We start from the raw sequence: 16,685 nt of genomic DNA on the forward strand, positions 1-16,685 counted from the left end.
GCGCCGTACCACTCAAAGACCTCGTCTGCTGATGGCCAGCATGGCATCGAGATCCGACACCTTGCTGCGGTCCCGGCCCTGTGCCTGACCCCGGTTGATCTCGTAACAGTCCAGGCGTAGCCAGTCCGACCAGGTCACGAACTCCGTGCCACGGCGGCGTAACAGTCGCGGCACGGAGTTCGGGTCCGACGACCGGGCGCGGGTTCCTTCCGCGAGGTCCTCGACGACGCTGCGCGCCGTCTCCGCCGCATCCGCCTTGTTGGTGCCGATCACGCCGGTCGGGCCGCGCTTGAGCCAACCCGCCACGTAGCACCCGGCGACCGGCCGTGCGCCGCCATCGACAATCCGTCCCTTGCGGTGAGGCAGGGTTCCGGTTCGTGATTCGAAAGGCAGCCCTGGCAACGGGTCGGCTCGATAGCCCACGGCACGGAGGACACTCTGGACCGGAAGCACCTCGCCAGGGCCGTGTTCACCCGGCCGGGTACGGGACAAGCGAAGTTCGCGCACCTCGCTGTCACCTTCGATCGCCGCCGCGCTCCGCCAGAACACCAGATGGATCCGCCGGGTGGCGTCGGTCATGGGGCGTCGCGCCCACTCCCGCAGGAGGTCGACGTTGGCTCGCGTCTGCCTGTTGGCTTCGAGTAGTTGCTCGTCCGCCTCGTCCAAGCGCAAGTCCTCGGACCGCACCAGAACGTCGACCCCGCGCAACAGGCCGAGTTCCCTGAGTTCGACGGTGGTGAACTTGGCCTGGGCGGGCCCGCGCCTGGCCACCAGGTACACGTCGGCGACGCTGCTGCACCGCAATCCGTCGAGGACGTGGTCCGGTACGTCGGTATCCACCAGCTCGCGGGGATCTTTCACCAGCAGTCTGGTCACGTCCAGCGCGACGTTGCCCGCTCCGAGTACGGCGACCTTCCTCGCATGCAGGGGAAAGTCGTTGAGCGCGTCCGGATGGCCGTTGTACCAAGAGACGAACTCGCCGGCCGGCCAGCTGCCACGCAGGTCCTCACCGGGCACTCCGAGTTCGCGATGCCCGGGGGCTCCGGTCGCGAAGATCACGGCCTCGTAGTGGGCGAGCAGGTCGTCTAGGCCGATGTCCAGGCCGAACGTCACGTTGCCGAAGAACCGGACGGCGGGATTTTCCAGCACTCGCCGCAGAACGGTGCTCACCGATTTGATCCTCGGATGGTCGGGCGCCACACCGTACCGGACCAGGCCGTACGGAGTGGGCAGCCGATCGAACACATCGACAGCCGGGCGGTAGTCCGATTTCAGCAGGGCCTCCGCGGTGAACACCCCCGCGGGCCCAGAACCGACGACCGCTATTCGTGGTGTGCGGGCTGACGACACAACGATTCCCCTCCTCCGACGTGTCTCGTGCCGTCAACGCTAGGCGCGTCTCCAGGTACGGACATCGGCCTTCGGTCGCCCGATTCACTACAGAAAGTCTTGTGGCGCGAGAACCTGGCTACATCGATCGGATGACCCTTGCTTGCACAGATCGGCTCCGGCTGACTCCGGAAGAGTCGTCGCGGTCTGTGTCGTCCGGCCGATAAGTCCAGGTCAACGCGTCGCCTGCCATGGTCGGCGGCAGCTTTGAACGCGGCTTTGGTGGGCTGTTAACCGCATCAGGATCGCTTTAGTAAGCCACCACCGATCTTCAAGGGCGGGAGTCGTACCGCCCGATAGATTGAAGGGACTCACAAGGACGCTTGAAAGAATCGGTATCCGTGCTTCGAGTGCGGGCCATCGATTCACTGACAACTGGGGGAGCGTGCTGACGATGGAGGTCAATCTGCTGGGCCCGCTCGAAGTCTTCCGCGAGGGAGTGGTGATCACTCCGTCCGCGCCGAAACTTCGGCGGATGTTCAGTCTTCTGGCACTACAGGCCAACAATCTCGTCCGGACCAATCAGATCATCGACGAGCTCTGGGAGGACAGGCCGACAGCGAGCGCCGCCACGACATTGCAAACCTACATCTACCAACTGCGTAAGTTGCTACAACTGTCACCGGCCGAAGGCGTGCGCTCGTCCCGGCCGGCCGGTGCCGACGGCGCCGCGTTGCACACGCTGGCCAATGGCTATGTCCTCGCGCTGCCGTCGAATTCGCTTGACTCGCGCTTGTTCGAGCAACTGGCGAAGCGCAGCCGAAGCGAACTGGAATCGGGGACGGTCGAGACCGCGTCCAAGACGCTGGAGGAAGCGCTACGGCTGTGGCGTGGTCCTGCGCTCGCCGACGTCAGCACGGGACCGGTCCTGGATGCGGAGACACGACGCCTGGAAGAACTCCGCAAAGGCGTCCTTGAACAGCGGATCGAGGTGGATCTCCAGCTGGGCAAGCACAACGAGCTGCTCGGTGAGCTCACCATGCTGGGGGCGCAGTATCCCACCCACGAGGGGTTCCAGGCGAAACTGATGCTGGCTCTGTATCGAGCGGGAAGACAGGCCGAGGCGCTCCACGTGTACCACCGCACCAGGGACGCTTTGGCAACCGAACTCGGCTTGGATCCCACCGATTCACTGCAACGTTTGCAGCGGGCCGTACTGAGTGCGGATCAGAGCCTGTCATCGCCGGCGCCCGGCCCGGGCACGGTTGTCACTCGCCGGTCGAGACCACCACGGCAGCTCCCACCCGACGGTACGGTTCTCATCGGCAGGCGAGCCGAGAGCACAGCGGCTCTCGAGGCGTTGTGCACTGGTCGTGGACGGGCGGCGACGGTGGTTGTCATCGTCGGTCCTCCCGGGGTCGGCAAGACGGCGCTGTGCAACCACGTCGCGCATCAAGTCGTGGACAGGTACCCGGATGGGCAGTTCTACGCCAAGCTGCTCGACGACGACGGGAGCCCGGTCGAACCGGGTGAGGTGCTCGCCGGCTTCTTGCGCGCGGCCGGGGTGACGGACGAACGGATCCCGGCGTCGACGGACGAGCGCAGCAGGATGTTCCGTACCTGGACCACGGAACACCGGGTTCTTCTCGCGCTGGACGACGCGGTCAGTGCCGAGCAGTTGCTGCCGTTGCTTCCGTCGAGCGCGGAATGTGGAGTACTCGTGACCAGTCGGCGCCGTCTTTTCGTCGCGGCGACGAGTATGACCGTCGAACTGCTTCCGCTCACCGAGCCTGAAGGAATTCAGCTGCTGACCGGAGTTCTCGGCAGTGACCGGGTTGCCAAAAATGATCAGGCGGCCAGGGAACTGGTGAGGCTGTGCGATGGGCTCCCGCTGGCACTGCATTGGGCCGCCGGCCAGTTGCAGGTCCGGCAGCACTGGGCGATCGCCAGATCGGTCCATCGGCTCAGTACTGCGATCGACGACCCTTCGGTCGATACCGACATCCTCGGCCTGCGGGCCAGCGTCGAACGGAGCTACTCGCTGGCTCGTCCGGGCGCGCAGGACGCCTTTCGCAAGCTGGCGAAGCTCGATAACCCAAGCGTCTCGGTGGCTCTTGCGGCCAGGACGCTGGAGGTGGACGAGCAACATGCCGAGTCGTTGCTGGAGGATCTGGCCGAACTGTGGCTTATCGACGTGACGGCGTTCGACGAGCGGATCGGTCATACCCAGTACCGTTTCCTTCCCAGCCTACGTGCGATCGGCCGTAGGCTGAGCCCGCGGGAGGAACTCTGCCTGATGGCCTGAACCGACGTCGGCCCGGCACTCAGCCGGGCCGACGTCGCCGCGACCGCATGATGGTTCGGGGCCGGCGAGCACAGAATCGCGGCCGGTGCCGCCGAATCACCGGATGCCGCTGAGTCCGGTCGGCGACGATTTCTTCGGCGTAGCAGCGGATAAGTGGATGAAGCTCGTAGCTCACCGTCGAATCCGCTTCTCCGGATATCCGGAGAAGTCCGTGATCGACGAGGGTGAGCAGAATCCTGCCGCTCTCCAGCCGGTCGTAGCCGAGCAGTGAGGTCGCCTCGGCTTGGGTCAACGTGGTCTTACCGAGGGTGGCGAACTTCCGGAGCGCGAGTTGTGCCGGTCTCGGTATGACGTGGTAACTGCCGGCTATCCGCCCGCGCACGTCCAGATCGTGGAAGGACAACGCGTCGAGCCGGCGTGCACCGTTTTCGAGCTGGTGGAGCACGGTTCCGATGGGCCATCCGGACACGGAACGGAGCTGGGCACCGACCGCGCGAACGGCCAGAGGCAGTCCGCCGCACAGCTGGACTATCCGGTCCACCTGCTCGCGTTCGCCTGCGATCCGTTCCGTGCCGATCATCGCGGACAGCAGCCCGGTACTCTCGGTCGGCTCGAGTGGATCGAGACAGACCAAGCGGGATCCCGCCGCCGGGTGGATGCCACGCCGGGTGGTGACTACTACCGCACAACGCGGCCCCGCGGGCATCAGTGGCCGTACCTGCTCCGCGGAACCGACGTCGTCGAGCACGACGAGTACCCGCTTCATCGAAGTCCAAGTGCGAAAGAGTGCTGCCTTGTCTTCACGATCGGCAGGTAGTCGCTCCGCGGGAAAACCGGCGGCCATGAGAAAGCCGTTCAGTACGTCCGCCGGATCTCTCGCTCCGTCGCCACTCGTACCCAAGCATGCGTAGAACTGCCCTCCCTCGAACCGCGATCGCACACGTTGCGCGACGCGTACCGCGAAGGCGGTCTTGCCGACTCCCGGCATCCCATGCACCGACAGCACCCTCGGTGCGACGTCCGCGAGCCCAGCCGAAGTCAGCCACATGACAGCGTCCTCCACCAGGCCACCGCGGCCAATGAAGTCCGCACTGTCACCAGGCAGTTGCGCGGGGCGCTCGGTCGCGGTGGTGACCTGTGCTTTCAGGGGCGTGGCATCGGGCAACGGTTCGCCCGCCAGCACGGCCTGATGCGCATGTTGCAGAAGTTGGGAGGGCTCGAGACCCATCTCCTCGACCATTTCGCGACGAAATCGCTGGTAGACACCCAAAGCCTCATCACGCCGATGGCAGCGGTGCAGTGCGAGCATCAGGTGGCCGTGAAACACTTCGCTGCGTGGATGGGTGATCACGAGTTCCTTCAGCTCGCTCAGCAGTTCCCGGTGCCGGCCCAGCTGCAGGTCCGCTCCGATGCGGAGTTCAAGGGCGCGGAGCCTGCTCTCCTCGAGGCCGGTGACATGCGCGGCCAGCAGGGGGCCGGTCTCCATGGCGCTCATCATCGGTTCTCGCCACAAGCTCAGGGCCTCACGTAGCGATTCCACGGCCAGACGTGGTTCGCCGCGCTCCAGCGCGCTTTCTCCGCGCTGGACCAAGTACTCGAACCGGTGCAGATCGAGACACTGTGGTGGCATCTCGAGGAAATAGCTCTGCTGTTTGGTGTGCAACGCGAAACCGTGCTTCGATAGATGTGCAGGGAAAAGTCGACAGCGAAGTTTGTGTATATATGTGTGGACCGTCGTGCGCGCGCTGGGTGGAGGATGGTTACCCCAGAGTTCGAGAACGAGATCACCCATGTTGACCGGCGTGCTTCGTCGAAGTATCAGAAGCGCCAGAATTCTTCGCATTTTTGGTGCGCTCGGAGTGACATCTTGCCCATTGATTTCGACCGCCAAAGAACCCAGAATTTTACAGTGTAAATCCACCGACTGATCCTCCCCAGTGGCACGATAAAGGGTAGCAGTATTCGTGTTCCACGCATATCATGCCGTGGCTGGATAATATAGTGGAAAGGATCACTGTGTCAAGGAAGTCGATAAGGTGTGGCCGGTCTTCGGTTTCCTCAGTGATTGGCGGATCCGGAAAAGCGTGGTACGTGCGTTGATCACAATGTTTTCCCTGGCGACGCAGCCGTCGTGTAGTCGAATCCGCAGCTTCGCCCGTCTGTCATCGATGTTTCCGTGAGGTTATGGTTCTGTGACAGCGCGGCACGTCCGGCTGTGGGCTGTCGGACGCGCGGGTTGTCCGTACGGCTGACGCCACTCGGTGAATTCGTGAATTCTGATTAAGGTCGGCATTCGGTCTCGTTCGTGTTCTTCTGTCACTATGCCCTCTCGCGAAGGCGGCCAAGGGCGGGTTGTGTGCGCATATACTCGCATGTGCGCCGGCGGAGCGAAGGCGCTTCTTTCGCGGCTGTTACCTGGACGGCGGTGTGTTCGGGGGATCGTTCGTGGTTCGGAGTGCGTCGGCATGTCGTCGATGAGCGGTGCGAGGCCAGTGGCGTTTCTGGCCGTGGTCGACGGAGCAATGACCGACTGTGTCAACCTTCTGGTCTATTTCGCCGATCGATTTGGCAAGGCTTTTTGCGCATGTATAGTCGCGGTTGTGACCGATTCAAAGCCTCGCCGGTCGCCGAAGCCACAAGAGCGGCGGCGGGATGCGGACCGCACGCGCCGGTCGATCCTGGATGCGGCTGTGGTGGAGTTCGCGGCGCACGGGTACGCGGGCGCGCGGATCGCTGCGATTTCGGCACGTGCCGGTGTTAACCAGCAGCTGATTTCGTATTACTTCGGGGGTAAAGAGGGCCTGTATCAGGCGATGTCGGAGAGATTAGGCCGGCGACAGAGTGAGTTGATGCCGCCGGGGGCGCCGTTGTCGGAGCAGTTGCACCGCTACGTACTGGAGGCCCTTTCCAGTCGAGATGACATGCGGCTGCTGGTTTGGTCAGGGTTGGAGTACGGCGGCCCGCAGAGCGATCCAGGCCATACGTCCTGGATGAGGCGTTTGGGTGGGACGGTGGAGTACGTTACCCAGCTGCGGGAGTCCGGGAAGTTGCCGGATTGGGTCGATTCGGGATGCCTGACGGTAATGGTGATGGCCGCTGCGATGGCACCCGTGACGTTGCCGCGCATCATCGAGGGGCTATTAGAGATCGATCCGGAGTCCCCTGAGTTCGTCGAGCGCTACGCCGACCAACTCGCCAAGCTGGTCGAATACCTGAACCTCCAGAAGTCGGACCGGTCGCCGACCACGTAGGGATGTAGCGCGCAGACCTCGTGAGCGTTCAAATGCAGCCTACGGCGCCCGCGAGCGACGGGGTGACCGTGCGCGCGGCAGATGTACCGGGTCGAGGCAGCGACGGGTCTCGGTCGGGCCGGGGTTCAGTCCGGCGTCGGCGAGGCCGTCCATGCACAGGCGAGTTCTCCAGTCGGGACCGGGAGGCCGACCTTCGCCGCTGCCCTTTACCGATCCGCTTCGTCTCCCGCGCCGCACGTCCTCGCGTGGGATGGGACGTTCCATGCGAACCGGCGTTCGGCGCTGAGGCGGAGGGCGAACTGGTGCCCGCGGATGCACGAGGCCTAGTACTCCAGCCGCACTTCGTGATTAATGGCGCGTCTTCGCTGGTAGTGGGCTTGTTGAGCCCGATGTTGGTGGCGGTGCCAGTGTGACCAGGCCCAGGTCGCTGCGCGGTCGAGCGGGGTGGTGATCAGGTGTGCCAGGAGACGCTTGACCTCGCCCAGGGTGATTGGGATGAGGCTGCTGCCAGGGCTTTTGGGGTGATCGCGGCGGTGACGGCGAGGTAGGTGTGGGCGAGCATGGCCAGGGTGATGTGCCGGTACCACGCGTCGTAGCGGCGAACTTGGTACTGGTCGAGGCCGACGTCGGTTTTGGCGGTCTGGAAGCAGTCCTCGATCGCCCACCGTGTCCCGGCTACGCGGATCAGGTCCTTGTCGGTTGTTCCCGTTGGGGCGCAACATAAGTAGTAGGCGATCTCGTGCTTGCCCTTGCTGTTTCGGGTCAGTGAACGGCGGGCCAGTAGCCAGCGTCCCCAGCCGGGCGGGGTGGTGTCGGGGTAAGTGGGTAGCTCGGCGACGGCCCAGTCGAACATCCGTGGGCCTTTGGCGCCGTCGCCGCAGCTTCGGCGCTTCCATGCGTCATCGGGTGCCTGGGCGACGAGTGCGTCGGCGCGGGACGTGCCGGCCACCGCGGGGATGGTCTGACTGCTGGGCACGGCCACGACATAGCCGATCCGCTGTTCTTCCAGCCAGCGAAGGAATTTCGAGTCACCTCCGTAGGCTTCGTCGGCGGTGACCCAGCTGGCAGGCACGCCGGCGTCCAGGGCGCGGGCGAGCATCCGCTGCGCGAGAACGGGCTTGGTCGCGAACTCGACCTCGTCGGGAACCGCTGCCTCCCGGCAGCGGCCCCTATCGGCGGCCCAGGACTTCGGCACGTACAGTTCGCGGTCGATCAAGGTGCGGCCTTTGCTTGTGGCGTAAGCACAAAACACGCCGAGCTGGCAGTTCTCGATGCGTCCGGCCGTGCCGGAATACTGGCGTTGCACCCCAGCAGATTTGTTGCCCTTCTTGAGGAATCCGGTCTCGTCCACGATCAGCACACCATCACGTTCACCCAGATGCCCGATCGCATAGCCGCGGACATCATCACGGACGCCGTCAGCATCCCAGGCCGCAGCGTTGAGCAGGCGTTGCATCCCATCCGGGGTGATGTCACCGGCGGCCTCGGCCAGCGTCCAGCCGTTCTTACCGGCCAGCGGCGCAAGCAGCCCGCGCACGTAGGCACGAGCCCTGCGTCGAGGTTCGGCCCGATGAAACCGTCCCGCCACCTGCGCAAACAGGTCATCCAGCCCACTCACCCAGACAGCCAGATCATCATCACCCAACACAAGATCGACATGCTACACGACGTATATCACGAAGTGCGGCTGGAGTACTAACCGCTCACTAATTGCGTCGGTGCCTCACTGTCCGTCGCGAGGATCGAGCGATGGCGAACCAGCGTCGGCCATTCACCTTGATTGCTCATTCCTGTAAGCGGTGGGACCGGCGCGACCGCCGGATCGGAAAGAAGTTCGCCCGCCAGCTGGAAGCGCACGGCTACCAGGTGATCGCCGGGGCCCGCGAGGTCTACGTGATGGGCTTGTGTCCGGGTGTGACGGCCACCGAATCCCAGCCGCACGGAGACGTCCCCGCCGGTCTGGTGCAGACCCCGGAGCGTGTCGTGCGAACGGCTCTCGCCGCCCTGCGGCGGCGCCGACGACCCACGGTCATCTCTGGACGGCGGAACACCTTCTTCGCCGCGGCCGCGCGGACCCTGCCGCGTAAGGCCGTGCTCGGCATCCTCGGCGGGAACTGACTCGGTGCCCGCGGTCTCATTCTGCGGGTGAGGTGGCTCCGTGCCTTACGCTGCACGCCATGGACCGCCACGCTTCCCGTCGCCCTCGCGCGCTGCGCTTGGCACGTGGTGCGTGGTTCGCGGCTGCGTCGGCCGCGCTCGCGGTCACGGCGCACGGGGTGGCCGGGGGAGGGTTCCCGGACGCGGGCTTGACGGTCTTGCTGACCGTCTTGATCGGCTGGGTCGCCACCGCGACGGCAGGCTGCGGACGTGGCCCGGTCGCCACGACCGGTGTGCTGGCCGTCGGGCAGCTGGCGATGCACGTCGTCCTCTCCGTGCCTCCCGTCGCCGACCATCATCCTCAAGCGGCGGTCGAGACAGATCCTTCGGCGATGTTCGTCGCGCACGGGCTCGCGATCCTGCTCACCGGCGTTCTTCTCACTTCGGCGGATACGGCGGCGTCGGCGATCTTGCGGTTGGTGTCGCCGATCGTGGTGGCCGCGCGTTGTTCGGCGCCGGTGCGGCCGGTGCTGTGGGTGCCGGTCGTCCCTGATGTCGTTCCCGGGCACGGTCTGCGGATTCTGCTGACCCGGCGTCGCACGCGCCGCGGTCCGCCCGCTGGTTCCTGATTCGTTCGAGCGCTACACCGTCCGGCCGGCTGGCCAGGACGGCTCTTCCCGATCCAGGAACAGGAATCCTCCATGTCTGCATATTTTCCGCTCCGTGCCCGTCGTGGCGCGGTGCTGGCGGGGGTCGTGGCGGGCACGTCGCTTGTCACGGCGTCCCCGGCACTGGCGCACAGTATCGGGGGCACCGCCGCCGACAAGAACGTCTGGGAGTTCATCCCACTCGGTATCGAGCACATGCTGCTCGGATGGGACCATCTGCTGTTCATCGCCGGGATCGTGCTGCTGGCGGGAGAATGGCGCCGGGCGGCGAAACTGATCTCGGTGTTCGTCCTCGGCCACAGCGCGACGTTGATCATCGCGACCCTGGCCGGCTGGCAGGTGAACGCGACGGTGGTCGACATCGTCATCGCGCTGAGCCTGGTCTTCGTCGGGGTGGTCGGCTGGTTCGGCAGGCCCCGGGACTGGAAGCTGTTCACCGCCGCGGTTCTCGGGTTCGGTCTCGTGCACGGGCTGGGACTCTCGACCCGGCTGCAGGACCTCGGCTTGCCGGAGGAAGGCCTGCTGTGGCGGGTGATCGCCTTCAACGTCGGGGTCGAGATCGGCCAGTTGCTGGCGATCGGCGTGCTCACCGCGCTCGGGCTGCTCGTGGTCCGGTTCCTCAAACAGGAGAAGGTCAAGAACACCACGTCCCGCGCGGCCAGCGTGGGCCTGGTCGCTGCCGGGCTGGTCGCGGCCGTCGTGCTGACCATCACCTCGGCGACCAGCCTCGACGCGGAGGCGGCCGGGCCGTGCAGCACCGGCCCGACCCGGTTCCCGGTGAACGGTGCCGGGCAGCACCCGGACAAGAAGTTCTACGAACCGGCGGAGAAGACGCCGGACGACGACTTCGGCCATGTCATGGGTGACGGCTACGTCATCGTGCACTACGCGGCCACGATTCCCGTCGATCAGGTCGCCGCCCTGCGTCAGTTCATCACCGGGCCGGAGGGTAACCGCGTTGTCGGCGGTTCGGCCGTGCAGGCCGGCACTGTGGTGGCGCGGAACGCTTTCAGCACGCTCACTTGTTCCACAGTGGACATTCCCGCGCTGAAGGACTTCGCCAAGGAATGGTTCGCGGATCCGCGGTCCCGCCCGGCGCAGGGGTAACGCGAACGAGGCCGTGTCCGGAGCGGGGAAATCCGATCCGGACACGGCTGGCAACATGGTGGTCATCCAAGTCGGCACGCGTTCGGCCGAGCCTATTCTTTCCTGCGACCGCTACGCTTCTACGCGTGCGATTCGATGAAGGTGCGAGTCTCGACGTCTCCGAGGTCGACGATCAGCGTGGTGTCGGTGGCCGGGTGGCCATGGGCGGTGGCGGGCTCGGCGTGCTGGGCCTAGTGGTGTACTTCCTGTTCTCGCAGTTCGGTGGCGTGTCGCCGAGCGGGCCTGGGCTGGCCGGAATCGATTCGGGTCGGCAGACCGACAACTCCTCGCTCTCCTCGGAGTGCCGTACTGGCGCCGACGCGAACCGGAATCGTGATTGCGCCACGGTCGCGGTGATCAACTCGATTCAGGACTACTGGACCGCGCAGTTCGCCCGATCCGGGCAGACCTACCGCAAGGCGACCACGAACTTCTTCCGAGGCGGCGTGCGTACTGCCTGCGGCAACGCCTCCTCCGACGTCGGCCCGTTCTATTGCCCTGCCGACTCCGAGGTCTACATCGACCTCGCGTTCTTCCAGGAGCTGCGCTCGCGCTTCGGCGCACAGGGCGGCCCGTTCGCCGAGGCTTACGTGCTGGCCCATGAGTACGGTCACCACGTGCAGAACCTCACCGGCACGTCGAATCGCGTCCGCAGCCGTAGCGGCCCAACCTCGGACTCGGTGCGGCTGGAGTTGCAGGCCGACTGCTACGCCGGCGTGTGGGCCAAGCACGCGACGACCACACCGGCCGAGAACGGCAAGCCGCTGGTCGCCGACATCACCCAAGACGACATCGACCGCGCCCTGGACACAGCCGCTCGCATCGGCGACGACTACATCCAGCGCAAACTGGGCAACGGCAGGGTGGACCAGTCGAAGTTCAGCCACGGCAGCTCGAAGCAGCGCGAGAAGTGGTTCACCACCGGCATCACCACCGGAGACCCGGCGCGCTGTGACACCTTCAGCACCCGCGACCTCGGATGAGACGAAGGTCGGCTGAGCCTTCGTGCAGTCAGGCGCGGGGGCGGGACTTGCGGCCGGTCACCTTGTTGTAGATGACCAGGACGATGATCGCGCCGATGACCGACCCGATCCAGCCGGCCGGCTGGAAGCCGCGGATGCCCACAGTGAGCAGGCCGAACAGCAGGCCGCCCACGACGGAGCCGACGACGCCCAGGACGATCGTGCGGAGCAGGCCGATGTCGTCCTTGCCCGGCACCAGGGCGCGCGCGATGAAACCGGCGATCAGGCCGAACAGGATCCAGCCCAGGATGGTCCAGAACATCGCTTCCCCTTGTGGTCGATCGGGTGAACAGACTTACGATACGAAGAACACTGCTTGGGCGCCAACCGGTGTTGATCAGTCATGAGGGCCGCGTGGCGACGGTATCCGTGATCGAGACATCGCAGCCCTCCGGGCTGTTGCGGGAAGCGCTGATGCGCAGGCCACCAGCAGCACCACCGCGGGCACGGCGGCGGATGGCGGCCCATGGGCCAGTAGCACCACGCACAAACCCAACCACACCGGCACCCCCATGGCTCAAGCCTAGCCAGGTAACACCTATGAGACCGAGCCATTTCGCCCGCGACGAGCTGTCGGCGGGGTCAGTTCACGATTCAGCGGTTTTCGATGGTGGTTTTGAAGCTGTCCAAAGCGACTTCGACGTGACGGTCGAGGAAACCGAGTTTGTCGGCGCCCTTCTCCACGAACCCCGTGGGCGCGACTGTCAGCTCTATGGTGATCCGCGTGTGGGCGTCGTCGACGCGGTGCACGGTGACGGAGCCGGTATGAGACGGTCCGGTCCGGCTTTCCCAGGCGATCCGGCTGTCGGCTCGCTGCTCGGTGATGGTGGCTTCGAAAGTTCGTTCCAGGCCACCGATCCTGATCATCCAGCGGGTGTGGACGTCATCGTGCTGCTCGACCCGTTTACGCCTGGTACGAAGCGCGGGAGGTCGGAGAGCCGGGTCCACCGGTCGTACACGGTGGTCACATCGGCTTCGACCTCGACGGACTTGATGATCGTGCTCATCCGGGTGACAGATCCCTTCGTGAGTGACCGGGGTTAGCCGAGCGGTTCGTGATCACGGGGCATGCGCGCGAAAGAAGCCTCACCAGTACTGCACGTCGACTGGGGCGGGACCCGGCTTCCGGTCTCGCCCCAGTCGATGTTCCGGGCCGGTCAGCCCTCGTCGTCCCCGCCGTCTTCGTCGTCGCCGTCGAGCATCTCGCCCAGCAGCATGCCGCCCACGACACCGCCGGCGACCCCGGCCACCACGCCGCCCATGCCGGGGCCGCGCCGCTCACGATGCCCATATCCGGGCTCCCCATATCCCGGCTGGCCGTAGCCCGGCTGGCCGTATCCGGCCTGCATCATGTGGGCTTGCCGGGCCTCCACGACTTGGGCGAGCCACTCGTGAATGCGTGCCGCCCAGTCTTGCCCCGCAGCCTCCTCATGCCCTGCCTGGAACCGCCCCTGGCCACCGGCGCCGAACGCACCCGCGTGCCGGTCCGCGTCCAGCAGCACTGTGACCTCGGCGGGCGTGGTGACCAGTGTCAGGGTGACCACCTGGACCCGGCCGGCGAACTGTCCTGAGGGGTAGAAGTCGAGCTGCTGGAAGAACGGCAGCTCTTGGCGCACCCCGTAGGCCTGCCCCTGCTGCACGGTGGCGGATTTGAAGGTGAAACCGAGCTGGCCGAACCCTTCCAGTACCGCGTCGTGCGACGGCAGCGGTTCGACGATCACCGGGTCCAGGTCGCCCTTGTCGACCGCTTTGGCGATCGATACCTCGGTCCGCAGCCCCAGTTCCATGCCAGGCAGAGGTTGACCGGACACCTCGGTCACCGGCGTCTCCCAGGGGAGCGGGATGGTGAAGGGGATGGTGCGCTGTTCTTTCGCGGTCAACCGCGTCGCGCCCGCGACGACGACCCGGTGGAACTCCGTCTGCGACCGGCCGCCCCGGCCGTTGTGGACCTGAGTGGCCAGCGACAGCGCGATGTGCTCGATCTCGGCGTCGGCCTCGCCGCCGACCAGCCGCACCTCGCCGGTCAGCGGCGCACCCGGCCGGCATCGCGGGTCGTTCAGCACCGTGTCGACCGAAACCCCGCCGACGCCGATCTTCTGCAGCATCTTCTTGAACACCATCCGAGATTCTTCTCCTTCAATCGTTTGTTACCGATCAACTACTGACAGTGGTGACTCTGGGGCATGGCAAGGCCGGTGCGGCCGCGAGAGGCGGCGCATCACCAAGCGAAGCAAGGGTTTACGGGCCGATCAGCGCCCGCGATATCGGAGCGGCGGCTAGGTCAGAATCGTCGTCCACGTCCATGGCAACGTAACTGTACGGCGCATGGTTCCGGACAAAACCCCCAGACTTCTCACAGCGTGGAAACGGCTGGTCGCGCAGTGTCGCGTTCGGGGATTTCCTCGTCGCGTCGTGCGGCGGCGTCGTGCAGGGCGCGTAGTTCCCGGAGTTCGGCGAGTACGGCGGCAAGGGTGGCGGCTTCGTCGTCATCTTGTTTGTCGGTGCGGCGGGAGGTCTGGGCTTCCATCGCGCTGACTGCCACGGCGATGAACAGGTTCAAGACGGTGAAGCTGGTGATGACGATGTAGGCGACGAAGAAGACCCACGCCACCGGTCGCTGGCTCATCACCGTGCGGGCCACCTCCGACCAGGCTTCCCCGGTCATCACCTGGAACAGCGTGAACAGGGAATCGCCGAGATCCCCGAAGTACTCCGGGGACACACCGCTGAACAGCTTGGTCGCCATCACCGCCGACACGTACAGCACCAGGACCAGCAACGCCGCGATCGACACCATCCCCGGCAGAGCGCCCAGCAACGCCGAGACCACCCGCCGCATGCTCGGCACCACCGAGATCAGCCGCAACGCCCGCAGAATCCGCAACGCGCGCAGCACGGAGAACGCTCCCGAGGTCGGGAGCAACGCGATCGCGACGATCACCGTGTCGAACCAGTTCCACGGATCAGTGAAGAACCTCCAACCGTGCGCGTAGATCCGCAGGATCAGCTCGATCAGGAAGATGACCAGTACCGCCCGGTCCACCGCGTGCAGGATCGAGCCGTACTCGGCCACCAGTGTCGGCGACGTCTCGCACCCCAGCGTGATCGCGTTGACGATGATCACGCCGATGACCACCCGCTGGAACAACGGTGCCTCGACGACCTCGCGCAACCGCTCCCGCACACTCACCCGCGTTACTCCTCACCGACACGCCGACCGACAACGACGATCGAACCTATCGGGTGACCCGAGGCCGGTGTCACGGCAGGAGAGGGGCCAACCGTCCGGACGCGCCGGTGCCCGGGCACCGAAGGAGCCTCGCTAGGGTGCTCGCGTGGCTGCAGAGGGAAGTACACGGGCGGTTGTCACGGCGATGTTCGCCAATCTGGGGATCGCGGTGACGAAGTTCGTCGCGTTCCTGCTCACTCAGTCCTCGTCGATGCTCGCGGAATCCGTGCACTCGCTGGCCGACACCAGCAACCAGGCGTTGCTGCTGCTGGGCGGCAAGCGCGCGAAGCGGGCGGCGACACCGGAGCATCCGTTCGGCTACGGACGTGAGCGCTACGTGTACGGGTTCATCGTGTCGATCGTGCTGTTCAGCCTCGGTGGCTTGTTCGCCCTGTACGAGGCGTGGCACAAGTGGGCCGACCCGCACCCGATCGACACCTGGCAGTGGGTCCCGATCGCGGTCCTGCTTGTCGCCATGGCCATGGAGGGCTACGCGCTGCGCACCGCTGTGCTCGAGTCGAACCGGATCCGCGGGCAGCGCTCGTGGGCGCGGTTCATCCGCACCGCGAAAGCACCGGAACTGCCGGTCATCCTGCTCGAGGACCTGGGAGCGTTGCTCGGCCTCGTGTTCGCGCTGGTCGGCGTCTCGATGACGCTGATCACCGGTGAAGGCCGCTGGGACGCCGCCGGTACCGCGATGATCGGCTTGCTGCTCGTCGCGATCGCCGCGATCCTCGCCGTGGAAATGAAGTCCCTGCTCATCGGCGAAAGCGCGAGCCGCGAACACCGGACCGCGATCGAGACCGCGCTGCCCGGCGACGGCGTCGACTCCGTCATCCATCTGCGGACCCTGCACCTGGGACCCGAGGAGTTGTTGGTGGCCGCGAAGATCGCAGTGCCGGCAGTGGTCAGCGGTGCGGATGTCGCCCGCGCCATCGACGCCGCCGAACAGCGCGTGCGGACCGCGGTGCCGATCGCGCGCGTCATCTATCTCGAACCCGACCTCCGGCGCCCGGCCGAAGAGCGGACACCGGGAACACGCTGATCGTCGGCAGCCCGTTCCTGTGGCGCGGGCTCATGCGCCGGTTCGGCGGCCTCTTTGACCTCCTGTGGTCGAGGGTGCGGATCTCGTGGTTCCCGGTCACCCGCGTCGCCGCCGTCGGGTAATCGCCGGAACTCGATTCGCACGTACTCTCCGCGCGCGATCATGGTGCCGCCATTGGGTTCCTGCCCTACGACAATCCATGTTCCCGGCCACGTCAACGCTCCCAGCGACGGTCCGTCGAGATCTTTGGACGCGAGGACGAGCCCCAGCCGGTGTGTCGCCGCGCGGGCGTCGGGAACGGACAGTCCCACCAGATCGGGGACCCGGACTTCCCTTGGCTGTCATCGACGCCGCCCCTGGTGCAGGGTGTCAGTGTGCGGCTGCCCGCGGCTTGCTGCCGGGTTGCTCACCGTCGATGTGGTCGGCGTGGAAGAGGGCCTGCTTGAGTAGCCTGCTGACGTGCTCGTTCGCGGCGGAGTAGTAGACGAAGGTGCCTTCGCGGCGGCCTTTGACCAGGCCGGCGAGCCGGAGTTTCGCCAGGTGCTGGCTGACCGCGGTGGGGGCGGCGCCGGCGAGTTCGGCGAGGCAGGCGA

At 65.8% G+C, this 16,685-nt stretch carries 16 protein-coding genes and 1 pseudogene; 7 read left to right on the plus strand and 10 right to left on the minus strand.

The window, feature by feature from the left end; all coding sequences use genetic code 11:
* Nucleotides 1–12: 12 nt before the first annotated feature.
* Entirely contained in the window at nucleotides 13–1,350 is a 1,338-nt protein-coding gene (locus tag AC069H_RS14305) for an FAD-dependent oxidoreductase (protein ID WP_478232547.1), read from the minus strand.
* Between the two features lie 433 nt (nucleotides 1,351–1,783).
* Here AC069H_RS14305 and AC069H_RS14310 point away from each other — a divergent pair, with 433 nt between their 5' ends.
* Entirely contained in the window at nucleotides 1,784–3,634 is a 1,851-nt protein-coding gene (locus AC069H_RS14310) for an AfsR/SARP family transcriptional regulator (protein ID WP_478232548.1), read from the plus strand.
* Between the two features lie 19 nt (nucleotides 3,635–3,653).
* On the opposite strand, the gene AC069H_RS14315 is transcribed toward AC069H_RS14310, so the two are convergent.
* A complete protein-coding gene (locus tag AC069H_RS14315) occupies nucleotides 3,654–5,297 on the minus strand; it encodes a BTAD domain-containing putative transcriptional regulator (protein ID WP_478232549.1) in 1,644 nt (547 codons plus the stop codon).
* Between the two features lie 829 nt (nucleotides 5,298–6,126).
* Between AC069H_RS14315 and AC069H_RS14320 the strand changes: the two genes are divergently transcribed.
* The gene (locus tag AC069H_RS14320) at nucleotides 6,127–6,885 is read left to right on the plus strand and encodes a TetR/AcrR family transcriptional regulator (protein WP_478232550.1); all 759 of its coding nucleotides are present in this window, start codon (nucleotides 6,127–6,129) and stop codon (nucleotides 6,883–6,885) included.
* A gap of 451 nt (nucleotides 6,886–7,336) precedes the next feature.
* Here the strand turns inward: AC069H_RS14320 and AC069H_RS14325 are convergent, their stop codons facing one another.
* Complete coding sequence (locus AC069H_RS14325; protein WP_478232579.1) at nucleotides 7,337–8,515, minus strand: IS701 family transposase; 1,179 nt, start codon at nucleotides 8,513–8,515, stop codon at nucleotides 7,337–7,339.
* Nucleotides 8,516–8,634: 119 nt separating this feature from the next.
* Between AC069H_RS14325 and AC069H_RS14330 the strand changes: the two genes are divergently transcribed.
* The 4 genes from AC069H_RS14330 (at nucleotide 8,635) to ypfJ (ending at nucleotide 11,779) form a co-directional block, all read left to right on the plus strand.
* Nucleotides 8,635–9,003 (plus strand): hypothetical protein, encoded by a 369-nt coding sequence (locus AC069H_RS14330; protein WP_478229959.1) that lies wholly within the window; start codon nucleotides 8,635–8,637, stop codon nucleotides 9,001–9,003.
* Nucleotides 9,004–9,062: 59 nt separating this feature from the next.
* Nucleotides 9,063–9,611: a hypothetical protein gene (locus tag AC069H_RS14335; protein WP_478232551.1), complete on the plus strand. Its 549-nt coding sequence runs from the start codon at nucleotides 9,063–9,065 to the stop codon at nucleotides 9,609–9,611.
* Between the two features lie 72 nt (nucleotides 9,612–9,683).
* A complete protein-coding gene (locus AC069H_RS14340; RefSeq protein ID WP_478232552.1) occupies nucleotides 9,684–10,757 on the plus strand; it encodes a HupE/UreJ family protein in 1,074 nt (357 codons plus the stop codon).
* Nucleotides 10,758–10,882: 125 nt separating this feature from the next.
* The gene (ypfJ, locus tag AC069H_RS14345) at nucleotides 10,883–11,779 is read left to right on the plus strand and encodes a KPN_02809 family neutral zinc metallopeptidase (RefSeq protein ID WP_478232553.1); all 897 of its coding nucleotides are present in this window, start codon (nucleotides 10,883–10,885) and stop codon (nucleotides 11,777–11,779) included.
* A gap of 28 nt (nucleotides 11,780–11,807) precedes the next feature.
* Here the strand turns inward: ypfJ and AC069H_RS14350 are convergent, their stop codons facing one another.
* From AC069H_RS14350 to AC069H_RS14370, 5 genes are all read right to left on the minus strand, one after another.
* Nucleotides 11,808–12,080, minus strand: a complete 273-nt coding sequence (locus AC069H_RS14350; RefSeq protein ID WP_478232554.1) for a GlsB/YeaQ/YmgE family stress response membrane protein — start codon at nucleotides 12,078–12,080, stop codon at nucleotides 11,808–11,810.
* Nucleotides 12,081–12,412: 332 nt separating this feature from the next.
* Nucleotides 12,413–12,685: an SRPBCC family protein gene (locus tag AC069H_RS14355; protein WP_478232555.1), complete on the minus strand. Its 273-nt coding sequence runs from the start codon at nucleotides 12,683–12,685 to the stop codon at nucleotides 12,413–12,415.
* On the minus strand, nucleotides 12,682–12,825 hold the full coding sequence (locus AC069H_RS14360; protein WP_478232556.1) for a hypothetical protein: 144 nt from the start codon (nucleotides 12,823–12,825) through the stop codon (nucleotides 12,682–12,684). Before AC069H_RS14360 ends, AC069H_RS14355 begins: the two co-directional genes overlap by 4 nt.
* A 150-nt stretch (nucleotides 12,826–12,975) precedes the next feature.
* On the minus strand, nucleotides 12,976–13,938 hold the full coding sequence (locus AC069H_RS14365; protein ID WP_478232557.1) for a sporulation protein: 963 nt from the start codon (nucleotides 13,936–13,938) through the stop codon (nucleotides 12,976–12,978).
* A gap of 233 nt (nucleotides 13,939–14,171) precedes the next feature.
* Nucleotides 14,172–15,008, minus strand: coding sequence for an ion transporter (locus AC069H_RS14370; protein ID WP_478232558.1), 837 nt, complete (start codon nucleotides 15,006–15,008; stop codon nucleotides 14,172–14,174).
* Nucleotides 15,009–15,153: 145 nt separating this feature from the next.
* On the opposite strand from AC069H_RS14370, the gene AC069H_RS14375 reads away from it, so the two are divergent.
* Nucleotides 15,154–16,092, plus strand: coding sequence for a cation diffusion facilitator family transporter (locus AC069H_RS14375; protein ID WP_478232559.1), 939 nt, complete (start codon nucleotides 15,154–15,156; stop codon nucleotides 16,090–16,092).
* Here the strand turns inward: AC069H_RS14375 and AC069H_RS14380 are convergent.
* Together AC069H_RS14380 and AC069H_RS14385 are read right to left on the minus strand one after the other, a co-directional pair.
* Nucleotides 16,035–16,409, minus strand: a pseudogene (locus AC069H_RS14380) (PASTA domain-containing protein); the annotation flags it as partial. The gene AC069H_RS14375 and the pseudogene AC069H_RS14380 sit on opposite strands and share 58 nt — an antisense overlap.
* A 52-nt stretch (nucleotides 16,410–16,461) precedes the next feature.
* The coding region (locus AC069H_RS14385) for an ArsR/SmtB family transcription factor (protein ID WP_478232560.1) at nucleotides 16,462–16,685 on the minus strand (224 nt) is incomplete at its 5' end.

This window comes from Amycolatopsis sp. NPDC043887, assembly GCF_056435665.1.